The organism is Paenibacillus uliginis N3/975, assembly GCF_900177425.1.
In the GTDB taxonomy this organism is placed as follows: Bacteria; Bacillota; Bacilli; order Paenibacillales; family Paenibacillaceae; genus Paenibacillus_AQ; species Paenibacillus_AQ uliginis.
In genome coordinates, this window is the sequence record NZ_LT840184.1 from 5,402,875 (window position 1) to 5,419,964 (window position 17,090).

Genomic DNA, 17,090 nt, shown 5'->3' on the forward strand with positions numbered 1-17,090 from the left:
TATCTCTAGCTCGCTTCCCTATGTTTTCGTTGCCCCCGCAGTCAGCCCGGAAATAAGGAAACGCTGCAGGAACAGGAACACCACGGCAATCGGAATGGCAATAAGCATCGATCCCGCTGCGAACCGAGTGAAATTGTTGCTGAATTCCTGATTGACCAGGTTGAACAAGCCGACGGCGAGTGTATAGTTCTCCGAGCTTCGAATGACGATCCGCGGCAGCAGGAAGTCCATGAACGGCGTCATAAAATTGAACAAGGCAACCACGGCCAGAATCGGCTTCGCCAGCGGCAAAATAATCTGGAAGAAAATCCGGAAATGGCCCGCTCCGTCAATCTTGGCCGACTCGTCCAAATCCCGCGGGATCGTGTCGAAATAGCCTTTGATCAAAAACGCGTGCATTGGAATGGAGGATCCGACGTAGACCAGAATCAAGCCAGCCAGCGTATCCAGCAGTCCTAAGAGGTTGAGCAAAATATAAATCGCGACCATCCCCATTAATACAGGGAACATCTTGATCAGCAGAAGCGCGTACAGACCGTTCTTGCGCCCTCTGAAGTTATAACGCGAGAACGCATACGCCAGGAACGTCGTGACAATAAGCGACAGCACCGTCTTCCAGCTGGCGACAATCAGCGTATTTTTGTACCACAGCGCATATTGACTGTCCGGACTGGAGAACAACCAGGAGTAATGCTCCGTCGACCAGTTCTCCGGAATTATTTTTGCACTGTATAAACTGGTCCCCGGATTTAGCGAGACGCCCATGGCCCATACCAGCGGATACGCAATCACGATGAACATGAACAAAATGAACGCGTAAATGCCGGTGAGCTCTAATCTCGATTTCCATCTCGTACTCATTAGATGTTGCCCCCTTCCTTGAAAGATCGGGTTCTCCTGAATTGGAAAAAGGCTACGGTTGCCACAATCAGACCCAGAATAATGGAAATGACGGCCGCCATGTTGTAGTTCAACGTTTCAAAGGTAAGCTTGTACACCCATGAAATGACGATATCCGTCGACCCTGCCGTCTGGCCGCGCACCGGCGGACCGCCTTGGTTGAACAAGTAAATCAAGTTGAAGTTATTGAAATTGCCCGTATATTGCATAATGAGCAGCGGAGCTGTCGCGAACAGGACATGTGGAAGCGTAATGAAGCGGAATCTTTGCCACTTGCTCGCTCCGTCAACCTCCGCCGCCTCGTACCAGTCGCCTGATATACTTTGGAGCACCCCCGTGAACAAGGCGAACACAAAGCTGAAGCCCAGCCATACTTGAATAATAATAATGGCTACCTTCGTCCATAGCGGATCGGACATCCACGGAATGGACAAGCCTAACGGGCCCAATATTTGCCGGTTCACCGCGCCGAATTGATCATTGAACATCGCGGCAAACACGAGAATGGATACGAATGAAGGAACGGCCCATGGCAGAATGAGCATCGTCCGAATGAATTTTTTGAATTTGACGCGTTTGTCGTTCACGATCACCGCCAAAAACAAGGCGAGCGCAATCTGCAGCGTCGACGCGACAAACGTCCATACGAGCGTCCACGACAGCACGGAGAAGAACGTATTGCGCCAAATCGGAATGGAAAAAATATTTTTGAAATTTTCAAATCCTACCCAATCCAGCAAATGACGGGGTGGCGAATTATAAATGTTGTAATTCGTGAATGCCAAGGAAACCATGAACAATAGCGGCAAAATAAGCACGAACGTAACCATGAAGATGCCGGGCCCGACGAATAGATAAGGAACCCCTTTATCCCATGCCTGCCTATAGCCTTCGCGAAGCGTCGTTACCTTCCAGCCTTCGCGGATTTTAAGGGCATCGTTGCGCGCATCGGTCAAGTTAATCCAGTAGAAAATAACAAAGAAAATGGTCAATATGATCGAAATAATGCCTTGAATGAGCAAGGAACGTGAGTCGTCCACCCCTTGCAACGTGCCCAGCGTCCAAAGCCCCCAATACCCGATGTTCAAAAAATCAGCGAACACGAAAAAGAAGGATAAAAATAATACAAAAAATAATGAACCCTTTATATATCTCCGGTTATACAGTTGCCCGAGCCCCGGGATACCGGACAGCAGCATCGCCAACTTGGCATTATGCGAACTGGTTTTCGGCTTGTCGGTTCGTGTCTGCGGTTCTCCCAATCTAATCAAGCCTCCTCTTTGACATCCGCAATGCAACGTCAATTGGATTGGGGTGCGAAACCCGCACCCCAATCCGATCATCATTCCTTATTTATTGGCGTTGTTGATCGCGATTTGCTCTTTGATTTGAACGACTGCTTCATCCAGCACCTCTTTGGTATCCTGACCTTTCGCCAGGAACACGAGCGCATTTTTCATCGGCTCCCATGTCTGGGAGATTTCCGGATTATTCGGTGTTGGTGTAGCGAATTTGGACTGCTCGGCCACAGCCGAGAAGTAAGGGTGCTTCGTAATGAGATCGCTTTCTAAAATCCCAGGACGCGCTGGAATTTCTCCGGCCGTTTCGAAATGGCTCGCGCCGTTCTCGTCATTGGTAATGAACAGAGCTAACTCGGTCGCCCATTCCTTATGTTTAGAGAATGGGGACAGCACCAGTCCTTTGACACCCAGGAAGGAAGGCGGGCGTTGGCCGTTGGCAAGCTTCGGCAGCGGGATAGCACCCAGCTTATCTCCAAGCGCCGATTCATAGTTTTTGATCGATGATGGCACCGAGACGACGGCACCAACCTTTCCTTCTTTGAACAAGCCGTCGATCACATCACCATTAATCGATTCCGGAATAAGCCCCTTTTCGAACCATGATTTGATCAGATTTGCGCCTTTGACAGCGCCTTCATTATTCAAGCCGATATCGTCCACGTTATAGCCTGTATCTTTGTCATATCCGAAAATATAACCGCCATTACCCTGCAGGAACATGTTGGCGTAATAGAAATTCGTCGCATCGAACAATAATCCATATTCATCCTTCGATACATCGGTGAACTCCAAAGCGAATTTCTCCAGTTCTTCCCATGTTTCCGGCGCCTTTGGCATAAGCTCCTTGTTGTAGAACAAGGCTGTCGTCTCGATGACCATTGGCAGGTTATATATTTTGCCGTCAATCGTTACAGCCTGGATCGCCTCAGGCGAATACTCGCTAATCTGCTCTTCACTGATCTGGAACGGCTCGGCCAGCCCTTGCAGCACGTTGCGGCCCATGGAATTATGGGTGGCGCTCCACAGATCAGGCCCGCGATCGGCCGGTCCATCAAGTGAGAACGCTTTCGCTTGTTCGCGCGGGTTGAACGGAATGACTTCCACGTTAATGCCCGTCTTCTCGGTAAATTTTTTCGTAATGGCCCGCATTGAATTTAATTCAGGCTCATTTTCAGGACCCCATATTTTCAGACGGTCCGGCTTCGGCGGCATCTCCCCTTCTTGTTGCTGGGCCGTATCCGGTTTGGCCTGTTCCGCATCACGCTTCGGCCCGCAGGCCGCAAGCGACAAAACGACGGTTAATGAGAGCAGCAGCAATAACATTTTCTTTGCCATACTTAAGTTCCCCCTTGAGTCTATGATTGAAATCTATTCGTATACGTGCGGACCAAGATGGTCTTTATGCAACGTTACACGCTCACATTGGCCTTGCGAACCGAGAACATAGTGCACAATCGCCGCATTATATACGGGATGAACGTCCCCGGGATTGACGATTTGCTTCAAATCCGAGGTCGACTGACCATGTCCGAATACTGCAATATGCGCGTCAGTTCCGTAATAAGCGGACAGCTTCGCATCAATAAATTTCTGGACGCGTTTGCGGACGATCGCATGATTCTCCGGCCAGGTCGGCCACCATTTTTGCTGCATATCCTGATATTCCACGAATTTCGTATGCGGGAATTCCTCCACAATCTGCGAGCAGGCTTCCCAATCGTAATCCCGGTAGTCTTTCCATTCCTCATTGAAAATCTCGGACATTTCAGGAATTAGCACAATCCCTAGACCCTGGTCCTTGGCAAAAGGTGTCGCCGTCTGAATGACTCTGCGCAGCGGGCTGCAAAATATCACATCCAGTTTGATATCTTTAAAAAACGAAGGGATCTGCTCCGCCTGCCATCGTCCCACTTCCGACAAACTGCAGTTCGGCCCGCCTCCTTGTCCAATATTCATCGTCGATTGTGCATGGCGAATGACATATAAGTGCATAGATCATGTTCTCCTCTGTGTTGTTAGATTTATCCGCTCCGAAAGCTGCCGGCAGCCAAGCCTGCCCGTTCGTACTCCCCGATCCGCAGATGCCCCGTATCGTTCAACTTCAGCAGTTCGGTCTCTTCCTCGCCAAAAACGATATGGTTTACCCCCGTATTTTCCTGAGGAAAACGGATATGTGCGGCTGATGGAATGCCGAGCGTTTCGCGGAGAAGATATTCATTAAAATTGCCGTGACAGAATACCGCAATCCGCTGCTCTCCGCACGCCCGGAGCTGCCGCAGCGCTTCCTGCGCGCGCCGCCCGACAGTCTCGGGGCGATCTCCCCCCGGGCATTCCCATCCATCCGTCTCTATCGTGTCCTCGAATATAGCTTCCGGGACGCTCTCCAATAATGACTGCTGGGAAAGACCGATAAACCGGCTGCCTTCCCTCACTTCATACAACGCTTTCATCACATGAATCGGCAAACCGAGCAGTCTTGCCAGCGGCTGCGCCGACTGCATCGCCCGAATCAACGGGCTGGCATAGATGGCGCGGATGCCACGCTCCCTCAAATAGATCGCCACGCGAGCAGCTTGAGCGTGGCCCTGCTCGGTCAGCGGCGAATCCGGCATATCCCGGTCCGGCTGCGTATTGCCGACTGATTGTCCATGCCGTACTAGATATAGCTCCATAATTGCTCCTTCGCTTGCTCTGTAATCTTTGAAACCACATGCAATCCGATCTGCGGGCCTATCGCATTCCCGCAGATCTGTGCCTGAGTGCCTCTATCTGACCTGCAAGGAAGTTCTTGCGGTCGATTGACGAATCATTAGCTTAGATGGAAGCGTCACGTTTTTTTTGAGACTCATCGTCTGCGGTTCATTCATGATCTCGTTCAGCAAATGAAACGCTTCCGCCCCCAGGTTGGCCCCATTCATCTCCACACAGCTTAATGTCGGGGATACCTTGACCAGATAAGGGGCGTCATTGAATCCGATTATCCCCACTTCTTCCGGAACGCGCAGACCCTTCAGCTGACAGAACTTCAAAACGCTAAGCGACATGACGCTGTCCATCGTGATGACGCTGTCAACGACGACGCCTTCATCAAGCAGGCGCTGCAGCGCATCCATGATATCCTCTTCTTCCGGTCCCGCCTGCACGATACGCTTGGGGCTCGCGTCCAGTCCGCCTTGCTGTACTGCTTGGCTATAACCGGATATTCTCGCCGCGAAAACATCCAACTGCGTGTCCTGCGTCAATACAACGAGATTCCGGAATCCGGTGTCAATCAGATGCCGAGCGGCCATATATCCGTCCCGCATATTATCGTTATGGACGGAGAATACGTCATGGCGGAACGTGCGGCCGATAATGACGAACGGAATATGCTCTTCATGAAAGGTTCGCAGTAGCCGATCCTTGTCAGCCGACAAAATCCCGGTCAAGATAAACCCATCGACCTTGTTTTGCTTGTACAGCTGCAAGCATTTCTCGATCTGCTGATCGACGTTGTGGAACACCGCCAGCTGCAAGTCCATGCCATGCTGCTCAACAGCGCTCGATACCCCGTACAGCACGCTGTCGAAGAACGGGTTACCGAAGATATGCGTCGAGTTTCGGGCGATGGTCAAGCAAATGGTCCTGTTGCTGGCGATGAGAGGCTTGGCGCCTCCGGTGCGAACATAGTTCGTCTTCCGAATCGCCATCTGAACTCTTGCACGGACATCTTCCGAGGTATTGCCTTTATTCGATAACACTCTTGATACGGTTGCTGGAGATACGCCAGCCAATTTTGCTACATCCTTGATGTTGGCCACGAAATCCCCCCTGATACCTCGTGAAACATTAATTGAAACAAATGAAACACGATTCATTCATATTAAACCATACTTCTCTCGGTTTGAAAAGATAAAATGTCGTTTTTGGCTTAAATTCTTTTATTCCATGAAAAACAAAGGTTTTTACTTGTTATTTTTATGAAACAATCACAATTTTGTTTCATTGTTTCATTTATAATGAAACAAAATCACCTCCTGTGCAAAATGACAGTGAGGTGATTTCATCGTTTCATATCGAACTGGGTGAATATCTGCATTCTTCTCAATTGGTTTATTCCGTCTTTCTTGAATCCTTCCCGTCTTTGGTTACCCGAAGGATGGCAAGGGCTCCTTTCTGTGCGTCTTTAAACTGATGGCTAACTATGGGATAGTCACCCTCCTCCTTAACCGTAAACTCAACCACCGCTCCGCCGCTTGCCGGCAGCATAACCGTTTGCATGCCGTATAAAACATTTTGAGGATTGCCGTCCAAGTATACTCGGTCCATCACAGTGCCAACGATGTGAAAAGAGCTCACCTGGTTCGGTCCCGCATTATTGATGTATAACCTTACCTTGTCCCCGGTCTTTGCGAGAAACGGATGTTCCTTAAGCCCATAGTCATTACCGTTAAAAACAACATAGGCAGGCTCCTCATGCAGGGAGCTGTTATATACGTCACCTGAATAAAACTCGCTCTGCACAATCGTATATTCCCGGTCGATCTCCGAGTCCGTCGGATAACCGTCCTTGGGTTCGACAATGATCATCCCATACATTCCGTTGGCGATATGAAGCAGAACCGGCTTCGTCCCACAGTGGTACATAAATACGCCGGGGGTGCTGGCCTTATATTCAAACGTGCCCTCCTCACCCGGGTGAATGTCGATAAACTTTTCCGACGGGGATGCATGCACAGCGTGAAAATCCATGGAATGCGGCGTATCCGGATCGAGATTCCGAAGTGTGAAGTGAATCGTATCACCCTCTTTTACTCGCAGTACCGGACCAGGAACTGTTCCGTTAAATGTCCAGGCGTTATAGGTAACCCCTTTTGATATTTCAATGTTGGTTACTTGCGCCGTCATCTCAATAAAAACATCGGTTCCTTCCCGGTGAACAACCGGCTCAACCGGAGCCTGATTCAATGGCGTATCGGCTAGCTCAGCTGTTTTATCCATTTTCGCTTCGGTCCAAGCCAATATAACGGCAGAACACATCGATAGAAGGATGATAATGGCAGCCGCCCGTTTGAAAGTTAACATGCCCGTTCATCCTTTCTTTCAAAAGATTAATATCCCAATTCCGCTTTCGCTTCATCCGACATCATTTCGGGAGTCCACTGCGGCTCCCAGACGACCTGAACATGAACGTCTGCGACATTAGGCAGGTCACTTAGCGCGCTTTTCACACCCGATACGATCATGTCATGCATGGGACATCCGGGAGTGGTCAGGGTCATAGCCACGTAAACCTCCTCTTGAACGTCGCGAACCTCATAAACAAGACCCAGATCAACGATATTGATCCCCAGCTCAGGGTCGTACACCTCGCGCAAACGGTTCACAATACGCTCCATTCGCTCCGCATCGCTATATATCGTTAGCATATAAACCACCCCTTATCTTTTGTTTAAATTTTATCTGTGCCAATAACTTATCTCGTGAAAACATATCCGATCCGGATCATGTAGATGACAGCTGCAACCGAGAGCGCCATGCCGGAAATCATGATCATAACCGAATTGTTTGTGCCCAAACCGGCCAATAATCCGCCCATGCAGAGCACGACTGACGACAAGCCGATATGGACGGGTCTTTCGGGCAGCAGCTGGGCCATGGTCGGCACCTTTGCTTTTCCCGCTTTGGGTCCATACTTGTAGGTCCACCAGAGAAAAGGAACGATTTTCGAAAGATATCCCATAATGGTGACCGCTACCCAGCCATATAAATAGGACCAGAGCATAAACACAATGAACGAGGTTTGATGAGCCAGCTCAGCGTTATACAGGACGGCTGCCGTCCCCATAATGACAAGTGCCAGCAGCATTCTGGCCGACCATGCCGTCCATTCAATGCCTGCACCGGCTGATTTTTTATGCTTGTGTTTCATGATTTGCCCAATGTGGACATTGTACAGGGACAAAGCGACGATCAGGACAATGAAAGCAGCCGCATTAAAGATGACTTTGCTGCTTAAGAATCCGTAACAACCCAGCCATACAGCGGCATTCCAGAAGACCAGCACCCACTTTTGCAAAGATACCGGATACTGGTGTGCCAAATAAAACATAGGAAGCAATTTATAGCTGAAGCCCGTAACCAATAAGCCGAACCAGCCTATGGTGCCAAGCCAAATATGAGCCCCAAGCAGCTTCATGTGGTAGATGCCCAGGAAATTGAATTTAAAATCCATCCCCATCAGCATTCCGGTTAAGGCGGCAAGGCATAAATAAATGATCGCGCACGCCGTGCTGATCGTTATCGGGTTCCATTGCTTCGCTTTTAACAGCGTAGCACCTATATTCCAGGCAAAAAGAAGAATGCCGGCAAAAGCCAGAGTTGCAAATGCCGCAATCCATTTGGCGTTAAAATGATCAAATCCGGCAAGAAGCCCCAATGTGCCTGTCGCAAACAGACCGTAATGGATATAGCCTAATCTTTTGCTGTGCAGCTCTGTCTGCAAAACTACGTTGATCAGCTGATAGACAGCCCCCATGGCCATCATGGTTGCCCATCCCAGGACGAGCAGGTGAATATGAAACCACCCGTCCGGGGATCTGGGTTCGCTGTGGACCCATCCGGCAAAATCGGCGAATGTAAGAAAATGAAAAAGCACGAAACTGATCATGCCCGTAATTATAAATGTAAACGGCAATCGAAACATAAATTTCACCCCATCACGTTTTGTGAATGGTCACCACGGCCGTCCCGTCGGGCTGCTCCTCAATCTCATAAGCATATCCGAGCGACTGCAGCTCTTCGATCAGGAACATGGGTACACGGTCATTGTGAATTTTAACCGTATCCCCAGGCTTCGCTTTCTCCAGTTGCTTGAGCGTCCGTATCATCGGTGTCGGCGGCTCAAGACCGCGGTTATCCAAAAAGTAAACCTCTACCTGTCCGTTTATGGTCGGATCGGAATGCTCCATTTGCGAAGCCGTTTCTTGAATTCCGCCTGCTTCCTCCAGATTTGAACTCTTATGGACAAAGGTTGCAATCCAATGATCCTTTTCTACTTTTTGGGCCGTGTGCCGGTATCCTTTTCTCTTCATCAACATCAGAAGCGGTGTCGGTTTAAAAGTAACATGCAACACGAATGTATCGTTTTTATTCAAGGATTTTACGGTATCCATAATGATTTGCAACGGTTCAATTTTGTTTTTTAAATGCGGGCGCACGTCCAATTCAATCGTTCTCGGATTATCCATACTGTTCCCTCCATGAGAATGCTTATCATTTACTAACCTCATTGTAGATTTGAATGAATTCAAGCCTTGTGATTTGAGTCACATAGATATGGTTTAAAATTTAATTTTATTTTTCATGTTTTTTCGGCTAAAAAAACACTTCGGTCATTTACGCAGTTAAGCGTAATGACCGAAGTGTCGGCGGCTCTGATCATCTTCGAATTGCTAAGAATTTACGTAACGTTCGCGCTTGATGTTTTGGTCTCGTAATGAGAGATTTTTGACGGAATATAGATCAAAAAGCACAGGAATGTGGAAATGACAATCGCAAGGAGCGCTCCGATCAGGCATACGGCCTGAACCGACAGTAGCTCTGCCGCAAAGCCCAATAGGAGAGTTAACAGGATTTGGGCAATCCCTTCCAGAAGACTCGCCGTACTGCTAAATCTGCCCATCATCTCTACCGGCACGCTATTTTGAAAAAACGTGGAGTAGCCGGTATTCGCGAAAGATGAGAAAAAACCGAATACGATAAATCCTATTGCCGCCATGACAAAGCCGGAAGCAGAATAAAACATTGCATATCCTACGCTAGAGAACAGAATCCCCAGACTGATCAACATCCGCAGCGACATCCGCCGGGAGGTCAGTGCGGCAGCCGTGGAGCCGGCTAAATATCCGGCGCCGGCCACGCTGATCAGCAATCCATAATTCCGGTCATCCAGATGTATCACCTGCTTGATAAAGGTAGCCTCCTGGGAATCCAGCGCAAAACTGATCATCATAACCGACTGGAACAATAAATAAATGAGAATGAAATATTTAGCTGATTTCCCATAGCTAATAACCCGTGCCCAATCCCCAATAATCGTTCGCAGGCTGATCCGATCACTTATTTTCGCAGCATCATCCCCCTGGTCCACGTCCGGCAGAAAGTAGATCACCAACGCACATACGAAAAACGAAATCGCATTGATGATAATACTTACACGAATATCCATATACATAATAAGCAGACCGGAAATTGCCGGTCCGAGAAGCGCGGCTCCCGAAGTTGTGAAGCTGAACCAGGAATTAAACTGTTTGCGGTTCTCCGGTGGCACCAGTTTGGTAACGTACGTCATGGAGGTCGGACCGAAAAACGCACCGGTGATGCCGATTAAAAACATAATGCTGTAAATAGCCCATATCGAATCCAGCCAAGGGATAACAAAAATGAGTAGCCCCCTTATACAATCAGCTGCTATCATTAATTTTCGCTTGTTAACCCGGTCTATGATGCTGCCAGACCAGGAGTTTGTGAGCAGTACAGCCATCGGCCTGATAATGAACATGCCAGCCACTGCGGCCGGTGAGCCGGTTATTCTTAATACCAACAGGTTTATGGCCACCAAGTAAATCCAATTTCCCAGGTTGGACACACCAATTCCGAATATGTACAGCAGCGGGTTTTTCCATCCATGCATAGGTACCACTTCTCCCCATGTTGAACTGTAACAATGCTATGTATATGTTAAAGGACATGGCATTACTGTGGGGATTCCCCCCTGTTGCCTACCATGTCCTCTCCTAACTGTGTTAATTCTGTACTGATGAAAAATATTGATTTAATATACGAAGGAATACATTCGGAAAAGCGTAAAATTCCATGTCATTCGGAGAAATCCAGCGAAATGGAACGTCTCTGCCGGACTCTCCCTCAGCCGCTTCCGCCAGGGTTAAGTCCGCCTCATAGGAAGCTGCACTTTCAGCAGCATACAAATGGTTGTTCCCTATATCGCGCCACTGACAGCGGAATACCCGCATGTTCCAATGAATATGGCTGAACGTATGCTCGGCGTTCATAAAATGAGCAATCGGTGTAATTGGGATACCTTCGCCCTTTAGCTCTCCGGCAAGCCTGTCCATAGCAGCTTCGTCCGGCAGGGAAGCGAGTGCTGCCCCTCCTTCCGGCGATACGGACACATGAGGCAGCTCCCACATCCCAGCCAGCAAACCGGTTGCCGGGCGCTTGCGAATGAATACCTTCCCTGCATGCTCATCCTTGCCTTCAACAATCGCTGTCACCCGATACTCAGGGCGGGGAGGTTTGGCTTTGGTCTTGATCGGAAGTGACTCCTCTTTCCCTTCAATACGACCGGCACAGTGCTCCATCACCGGGCAGGTGAGACATTTCGGAGATTTCGGTGTGCATACAAGCGCTCCGAGCTCCATCAGTCCTTGATTGAAATCAGATGCCCTGCCTTCCGGAATCAAACGGACGACGAGATCCTCCATATGTGAACGGGTGCTTCCCTTCATAATATCTTCTTCAATCAAAAAATATCGGGACAGCACTCTCATCACATTACCGTCCACTGCAGGTGCCGGAATGTTAAAGGCAATGCTCCGGATCGCTCCGGCTGTATACGGGCCTACTCCCTTCAACCCGAATACTTCCTCCTTGCCGCTCGGCATGATTCCACCATACTGCTCTTTCACCTGCCGGGCAGCATGCTGCAAATTGCGGGCCCTCGAATAGTATCCTAATCCTTCCCAGCATTTAAGGACTTCGTCCTCCGGCGCATCAGCTAACGACTCTACCGTTGGGAACCTTTCAATAAACCGGTTGAAATAAGGAATGACCGTATCCACCCGAGTCTGCTGCAGCATAATTTCCGAGATCCAAATGTAGTATGGATTACGGTGCCGTCTCCAGGGCAAATCCCTTTTGTTGCGCCCATACCAGTCCAGCAGCTCTCGACTGAAAAATCGTTGTTGCTCTATGTTATTCATCTGTTGTTATCTCCTTTTGTGCAACCTTACTTATCCTGGAGCTTCTCGACGACCGAAAAAGCAGACGCCAGCTCAGTCTGATGTGATATGGTCAAATGCAGCGCATAATGGTCCGGTTCGCTAATTCCCAACCGGGACCATGCCGAAGCCGATAACGTGACAACCGGCTTTCCCTGCTTGTCCGGCAGTATCTCTATATCCCAAAAGCCGATCACACTCCCAATTCCACAGCCAAAAGCCTTGCTTACGGCCTCCTTTGCTGCAAATCGTCCGGCAACAAATTCCGTGCGGCTTCCACCCTTGTTCTCAGCTAAAGTGCGTTCTGCCCTTGTCAGGACACGTTCCATAAACTTTTGACCGTGGGGGCCTTCCATCAACAGAGCAACACGCCTCATTTCTAGCACATCATGTCCGATTCCATAAATCACCGTTATCGCTCCTTCCCTTTAAAATCCGGTCTTAATTAATACATACTTTCCTATTGTAACAGCCACCTGTTATCTACGCGAGAGCCTCAACTATATTTGTCAATATAATACAATAAGCAAACTGCATTTCAATCAAAAGGGAAGACTACTTGGACGGCAGTCTTCCCCTTATACATCAAACAGGTTTATCGGAACTTTCGCGAAACGACATACTCTGTTGCCGGCAGAACAATAATACCCAGTAACAGCACAGCAATGACTCCGATGTTATCACGAGCGTATGCTATCTTTTCAATAACAAGTACGATCAGGGCCAAGGCAAGCAAAATAAAGTATGAGGCCTTGAAGCTCTGCGAAGAGATATGCCGCCCAAGTTCTTCTTCCGGTGAAATGTGCTCAGGATCTCCCTTCGACCCCCAGGTCATGGCACCCAAAAAAGCGGAAAGTACAATGGCGATGCTGCTCCACTCGTTAAACCCGACTTCTTGACCGCTCAGCCATTTCCAGAGTGTAAAGCCGATAACAATCAGAGACGTTACACCAAAACTAATCGCGATCCATCCTTTGGTTGAGACCTTTTTTTTGCTTTTGCCCATATACATCCCCCTGTCTTCAGAACATATCCGCTGCCTGACCTTTAATCAGGCCGAAACAGATCGTCAACGGTAATACCAAGCGTTTTGGACAACTGAAAGGCAAGCTGCAGGCTTGGGTCATACTTGTTATTTTCAATGGCATTAATCGTCTGACGTGATACTCCGCAAGCCTTTGCCAGTTCTTCTTGCGACATTCGGATTTGTTTACGCAATTCGTGAATTCGGTTTTCCATGGCAGACTCCAATGTCAAAAAGTTTTTACATTCCGATCATAGCATAATAACTTCCAAAATGTCAAAAGTATTTTACATCTTTATAAGCACAAATAACCCCGGAAGAATATCTCCCGGGGCCTCGGTCTGGAATCTGTATTAGATTCCCGGAATGGCGTTTCGTTTATGTGCTGTTCTACGGAAAAAGCTCTCCAATTTCTCGCGAGCTTCAGGAGCGATTTCCTTGCCCTCAAGGTAATCACTATTATCCTCATAGCTAATACCCAGTTCTTTCTCGTCGGTCTGTCCTTCCCACAGGCCTGCTGTCGGTGCTTTATCCAGCACTGACTGCGGTACACCCAAATAAGAGCCGAGCTGCTTCACTTGGCGCTTGTTCAGCGTGCTAAGCGGCGTAATATCAACAGCACCGTCTCCCCACTTGGTATAGAATCCTGTGATTGCTTCCGAGGCATGATCGGTACCGACAACGAGCAAATTTTGCTCAAACGACAACGCATATTGTACAACCATCCGAATTCTAGCCTTCACATTCCCCTTGCCGGGAATGCTAATATGCTGGTGAACCCCTATATTTTTCAATCCGTGCTCCACCTCAAGCGCAACCTCGTTCACCGTATCCTCGATGTTTGTTTCCACCGTATATTTAAGGTCAAACGCTTTAGCCGTTTCATAGCTGTGCTCAATATCTGCTTGTGTCCCGTATGGTTGAAATACGCCAAGGGTTTTGTACTCCTTGCCCAGTTCTTCTGTAAGCTCATCCGTGGCCCGCTTACACAGCCCGGTTGCGACAGCGCTATCCAACCCACCGCTGATGGCAATCAGTAATCCGGATGCTCCGGAATCTTTTACGTATGATTTCAAAAAGTCGACCCGTTTCCTTACTTCCTGCTCCGCATTAATGGAAGATTTCACACCTAATTCGGCAATGATTTGTTCTTGTAAGCTCATGTCCAGAACTCCTTTCATAATGAACAACAGCGGATGAACCAGAAAAGCCCCGAGGCTTCGGATATTGCCGAATGCTCCGGGGCCTAATGATCACTGACGATTAACGGCAGTAACGATCAAACGCATCCGTGAGATCCGCTGCAATTTCTTCAGCAGAACGATTCTCTACCTGATGACGCTCGATAAAATGTACCAGTTCTCCATCCTTCAATAAAGCAATTGAAGGTGAAGAAGGCGGATATGGAGCGAAATACTCACGTGCTTTCGCTGTTGCTTCCTTATCTTGGCCGGCAAAAACCGTACACAGATGATCCGGCTTCACTTCGTGCTGGAGTGCGTGGGCTACACCCGGACGCGCTTGACCTGCAGCACATCCGCAGACCGAGTTAACAACAACAAGGGTCGTACCCTTCGCCGTTGGCAATACTTCCTCTACCTCTTCCGGTGTTTTCAATTCCCGGATACCCAGTTCCGTCAGTTCATCCCGCATCGGTTGAACCATATCACGCATATACCGGTCAAAAGACATACCCATGCTACTTTCACTCCTTATATAAACAAGTTGTCAAATATAATAACAGCTTTCCGCTATTCTATATTATACAATCCCGATGGATGAAAGCAAGATAAGCAGAAAATAGGGCGGTACCTCGTGAAAGGATTCCGCCCTATCCTACTTATTTGATCGCTTAGCGTCTTAAGTTGAAGGATGATTAATGCCATCCAGCTTCTTGTCTGTAATCGTTTCACCCTTGCGGTGCTTATTCTCTTGCTTCTGTTGTTCCTGCTGTTTGGAATCATTCTTGTTCATGCCATGACCTCCTTTACCGATATTCTCGCCTTATTATGGCTTTAGTAAAGGTTCTTTATCCGTTTCGACTATCGGAAAGGAGACCGTAAATATAGTACCTACTCCCTCCTCTGATTGCACGGAGATGGTACTATGATGACGCTGCACAATGCTCATGCAAAGAGCGAGACCCAGACCCGTTCCCTTGCTTTTCGTCGTAAAGAAAGGCTCAAATAAACGATCCAGCTTATCCTTGGGAATGCCGGGCCCCGTATCTTTCACACGCATCTCCACTGTCTCCCCTGCCAAGCGTGTCTCGATGGTCAGCACTCCTTTATCATCCATAGCTTCCATGCCATTACGGCATAGATTCAAGATCAGCTGTTTCATCTCTTTAGAGTTAAGATGAAGGCTCGGAATATAGCTGCCCAGCCTCAGATCAATGCTCTGTCCCCGAAGGTTGGCATCCGCCCACAACAGAGGACTCAGTTCATGGATGATATCATGGAGATGACATTCTTCCTTTTCAGCAATCCGATTCTGAGCCAAAGATAAGAAATCACTAATAATTCCATTGGCACGGTCCAGCTCCTCCATCACGATCCGGTAATAATGATCTAACGTATCCGGACTCTTCTCTTTCATCAATTGAAGAAAGCCTCTTACCACGGCCATAGGATTTCGAATTTCGTGTGTAATGCTGGCAGCCATTTGTCCGACCAAGCTAAGCCGTTCAATATTTATGAACTCACTCTTAAGCCTCTCCAGTTCAGTAATATCATGTATGATCGCTACTGCACCTTCGATTTGCTGTGTTCCTTCATTAAAAAGCGGAAAGACTCCTGTTGAGTATATATTCATACCATTGCGTACAACCTCTCCACTAGAACGAAATCCTTGAAGGGCTTGAACGATTCTGCGTTTCAAATAATCTTGCTGCGTGGTGCCTTCAAACATCCCATAAAAAGCCCGACCGATAATATTATCACCATTAACATGAGGATAAGTCTGCTTGTAATTAATAACCAGCTGCTCGTTCAGCATGGCGATATTCCCTTTCCTGTCCACAACAGCCATTCCCAAAGGCACCATGTCTATTAATTGCTGCAGCAAAGGGTCAAACTCTTCCGGGAGATTTATGAATAGTCGGTTATACATTAATTCAATAAAATAAATAAGAAGTGCTCCATTAAAAATACTGAGAAAAACATATAAGAGAGTCATTAGGATTGTTTCTGAATTGTATGAGGTGTTACTGATCCCATCTTCTAAAATGGGGGAAGCTACGATGACAATCAGGGCAGGTATTAGTCCTGTCCATAAACATCCTATTTTCTCCATTACGTTACTTCGTTTAAATCGGGAAGAAAATAAGAACAAAAGAGGATACACAGGAAGGCCTGTATGCAGAACCATTCCAGAAATGGAAAATCCGTAAATAAGTTCGTGACAACCAATATTAAGAAGTGATAATAGTAAGCCGGCCGTTCTGCTGCCATATAGAATACCTACAAACAGCGGCAGAATACTCAGGTTGATCGGAATCATACCTTTATAAGTTGCGGACAGACCGAAACAAAGCAAAATACTGATAGCACAGGTTATCACAACAAGATTTCGGTATTGCAGTCTATCATCCTTACCATGCGGCTTGAGATGTTTACTAAATAGCAGTGGAATCTGAAAGGTAAACAAGCCGGACAGCATGATCTGCAGCAAAATGTCCTTCAATGCAATCAACACAACGCATCATCACCCCAATTGATCAGTGCCTCTGATATTGTTGATTAAATCACAGGCGACATCAGATTACAATACTTGTAAATTTATGTGGAAATAAAAGGATATTAATGACTTCAGCCCTAAACTTATGGGTTTGGGATATGCGTGAAAAATGTTTATAATAGACGT

The 17,090-nt window shown here is 47.8% G+C and carries 18 protein-coding genes; all 18 read right to left on the bottom strand.

Features of this window, described 5'->3' with window-relative positions:
• Nucleotides 1–18: 18 nt before the first annotated feature.
• The 18 genes from B9N86_RS25230 to B9N86_RS25315 all read right to left on the bottom strand — a co-directional run bounded on the left by B9N86_RS25230 (nucleotide 19) and on the right by B9N86_RS25315 (nucleotide 16,922).
• Nucleotides 19–861, bottom strand: coding sequence for a sugar ABC transporter permease (locus tag B9N86_RS25230; protein WP_208915833.1), 843 nt, complete (start codon nucleotides 859–861; stop codon nucleotides 19–21).
• Nucleotides 861–2,162, bottom strand: a complete 1,302-nt coding sequence (locus B9N86_RS25235) for a carbohydrate ABC transporter permease (RefSeq protein WP_280174958.1) — start codon at nucleotides 2,160–2,162, stop codon at nucleotides 861–863. The genes B9N86_RS25230 and B9N86_RS25235 overlap by 1 nt, the downstream gene beginning before the upstream one ends.
• A gap of 87 nt (nucleotides 2,163–2,249) precedes the next feature.
• A complete protein-coding gene (locus B9N86_RS25240) occupies nucleotides 2,250–3,536 on the bottom strand; it encodes an extracellular solute-binding protein (protein ID WP_208915834.1) in 1,287 nt (428 codons plus the stop codon).
• Nucleotides 3,537–3,569: 33 nt separating this feature from the next.
• Nucleotides 3,570–4,193, bottom strand: a complete 624-nt coding sequence (locus B9N86_RS25245) for a histidine phosphatase family protein (protein ID WP_208915835.1) — start codon at nucleotides 4,191–4,193, stop codon at nucleotides 3,570–3,572.
• A 29-nt stretch (nucleotides 4,194–4,222) separates the two neighbouring features.
• Complete coding sequence (locus tag B9N86_RS25250) at nucleotides 4,223–4,873, bottom strand: histidine phosphatase family protein (protein ID WP_208915836.1); 651 nt, start codon at nucleotides 4,871–4,873, stop codon at nucleotides 4,223–4,225.
• Nucleotides 4,874–4,966: 93 nt separating this feature from the next.
• Nucleotides 4,967–6,001, bottom strand: a complete 1,035-nt coding sequence (locus B9N86_RS25255; RefSeq protein ID WP_208915837.1) for a LacI family DNA-binding transcriptional regulator — start codon at nucleotides 5,999–6,001, stop codon at nucleotides 4,967–4,969.
• Between the two features lie 292 nt (nucleotides 6,002–6,293).
• Nucleotides 6,294–7,265 carry a multicopper oxidase domain-containing protein gene (locus tag B9N86_RS25260; RefSeq protein ID WP_208915838.1) on the bottom strand — a complete coding sequence of 324 codons (972 nt, stop codon included), beginning with the start codon at nucleotides 7,263–7,265 and terminating at the stop codon, nucleotides 6,294–6,296.
• Between the two features lie 26 nt (nucleotides 7,266–7,291).
• Entirely contained in the window at nucleotides 7,292–7,609 is a 318-nt protein-coding gene (locus B9N86_RS25265; RefSeq protein WP_244562844.1) for a metal-sulfur cluster assembly factor, read from the bottom strand.
• A 47-nt stretch (nucleotides 7,610–7,656) separates the two neighbouring features.
• A complete protein-coding gene (locus B9N86_RS25270; protein ID WP_208915839.1) occupies nucleotides 7,657–8,886 on the bottom strand; it encodes a hypothetical protein in 1,230 nt (409 codons plus the stop codon).
• Nucleotides 8,887–8,899: 13 nt separating this feature from the next.
• Nucleotides 8,900–9,430: a DUF2249 domain-containing protein gene (locus tag B9N86_RS25275; protein ID WP_208915840.1), complete on the bottom strand. Its 531-nt coding sequence runs from the start codon at nucleotides 9,428–9,430 to the stop codon at nucleotides 8,900–8,902.
• A gap of 212 nt (nucleotides 9,431–9,642) precedes the next feature.
• Nucleotides 9,643–10,875, bottom strand: coding sequence for an MFS transporter (locus B9N86_RS25280; protein WP_208915841.1), 1,233 nt, complete (start codon nucleotides 10,873–10,875; stop codon nucleotides 9,643–9,645).
• Between the two features lie 112 nt (nucleotides 10,876–10,987).
• The gene (gene mutY / locus B9N86_RS25285) at nucleotides 10,988–12,184 is read right to left on the bottom strand and encodes an A/G-specific adenine glycosylase (RefSeq protein ID WP_208915842.1); all 1,197 of its coding nucleotides are present in this window, start codon (nucleotides 12,182–12,184) and stop codon (nucleotides 10,988–10,990) included.
• A 26-nt stretch (nucleotides 12,185–12,210) separates the two neighbouring features.
• The gene (gene acpS, locus B9N86_RS25290) at nucleotides 12,211–12,612 is read right to left on the bottom strand and encodes a holo-ACP synthase (RefSeq protein ID WP_208915843.1); all 402 of its coding nucleotides are present in this window, start codon (nucleotides 12,610–12,612) and stop codon (nucleotides 12,211–12,213) included.
• Between the two features lie 185 nt (nucleotides 12,613–12,797).
• Nucleotides 12,798–13,208, bottom strand: coding sequence for a hypothetical protein (locus B9N86_RS25295; RefSeq protein WP_208915844.1), 411 nt, complete (start codon nucleotides 13,206–13,208; stop codon nucleotides 12,798–12,800).
• Between the two features lie 41 nt (nucleotides 13,209–13,249).
• Nucleotides 13,250–13,441: a helix-turn-helix transcriptional regulator gene (locus B9N86_RS25300; protein WP_208915845.1), complete on the bottom strand. Its 192-nt coding sequence runs from the start codon at nucleotides 13,439–13,441 to the stop codon at nucleotides 13,250–13,252.
• 138 nt (nucleotides 13,442–13,579) lie between these two features.
• On the bottom strand, nucleotides 13,580–14,389 hold the full coding sequence (gene nadE / locus B9N86_RS25305; RefSeq protein WP_208915846.1) for an ammonia-dependent NAD(+) synthetase: 810 nt from the start codon (nucleotides 14,387–14,389) through the stop codon (nucleotides 13,580–13,582).
• 100 nt (nucleotides 14,390–14,489) lie between these two features.
• Nucleotides 14,490–14,924, bottom strand: a complete 435-nt coding sequence (locus B9N86_RS25310; RefSeq protein ID WP_208915847.1) for a BrxA/BrxB family bacilliredoxin — start codon at nucleotides 14,922–14,924, stop codon at nucleotides 14,490–14,492.
• A 309-nt stretch (nucleotides 14,925–15,233) separates the two neighbouring features.
• Nucleotides 15,234–16,922 carry a two-component system sensor histidine kinase NtrB gene (locus tag B9N86_RS25315; RefSeq protein WP_208915848.1) on the bottom strand — a complete coding sequence of 563 codons (1,689 nt, stop codon included), beginning with the start codon at nucleotides 16,920–16,922 and terminating at the stop codon, nucleotides 15,234–15,236.
• Nucleotides 16,923–17,090 lie beyond the last annotated feature (168 nt).

Coding starts and splice junctions, on each gene's coding strand:
- B9N86_RS25230 (WP_208915833.1), bottom strand. CDS start 861: ATGAGTACGAGATGGAAATCGAGATTAGAGCTCACCGGCATTTACGCG.
- B9N86_RS25240 (WP_208915834.1), bottom strand. CDS start 3,536: ATGGCAAAGAAAATGTTATTGCTGCTGCTCTCATTAACCGTCGTTTTG.
- B9N86_RS25245 (WP_208915835.1), bottom strand. CDS start 4,193: ATGCACTTATATGTCATTCGCCATGCACAATCGACGATGAATATTGGA.
- B9N86_RS25250 (WP_208915836.1), bottom strand. CDS start 4,873: ATGGAGCTATATCTAGTACGGCATGGACAATCAGTCGGCAATACGCAG.
- B9N86_RS25260 (WP_208915838.1), bottom strand. CDS start 7,265: ATGTTAACTTTCAAACGGGCGGCTGCCATTATCATCCTTCTATCGATG.
- B9N86_RS25265 (WP_244562844.1), bottom strand. CDS start 7,609: ATGCTAACGATATATAGCGATGCGGAGCGAATGGAGCGTATTGTGAAC.
- B9N86_RS25270 (WP_208915839.1), bottom strand. CDS start 8,886: ATGTTTCGATTGCCGTTTACATTTATAATTACGGGCATGATCAGTTTC.
- B9N86_RS25275 (WP_208915840.1), bottom strand. CDS start 9,430: ATGGATAATCCGAGAACGATTGAATTGGACGTGCGCCCGCATTTAAAA.
- B9N86_RS25280 (WP_208915841.1), bottom strand. CDS start 10,875: ATGCATGGATGGAAAAACCCGCTGCTGTACATATTCGGAATTGGTGTG.
- mutY (WP_208915842.1), bottom strand. CDS start 12,184: ATGAATAACATAGAGCAACAACGATTTTTCAGTCGAGAGCTGCTGGAC.
- B9N86_RS25295 (WP_208915844.1), bottom strand. CDS start 13,208: ATGGGCAAAAGCAAAAAAAAGGTCTCAACCAAAGGATGGATCGCGATT.
- B9N86_RS25300 (WP_208915845.1), bottom strand. CDS start 13,441: ATGGAAAACCGAATTCACGAATTGCGTAAACAAATCCGAATGTCGCAA.
- nadE (WP_208915846.1), bottom strand. CDS start 14,389: ATGAGCTTACAAGAACAAATCATTGCCGAATTAGGTGTGAAATCTTCC.
- B9N86_RS25310 (WP_208915847.1), bottom strand. CDS start 14,924: ATGGGTATGTCTTTTGACCGGTATATGCGTGATATGGTTCAACCGATG.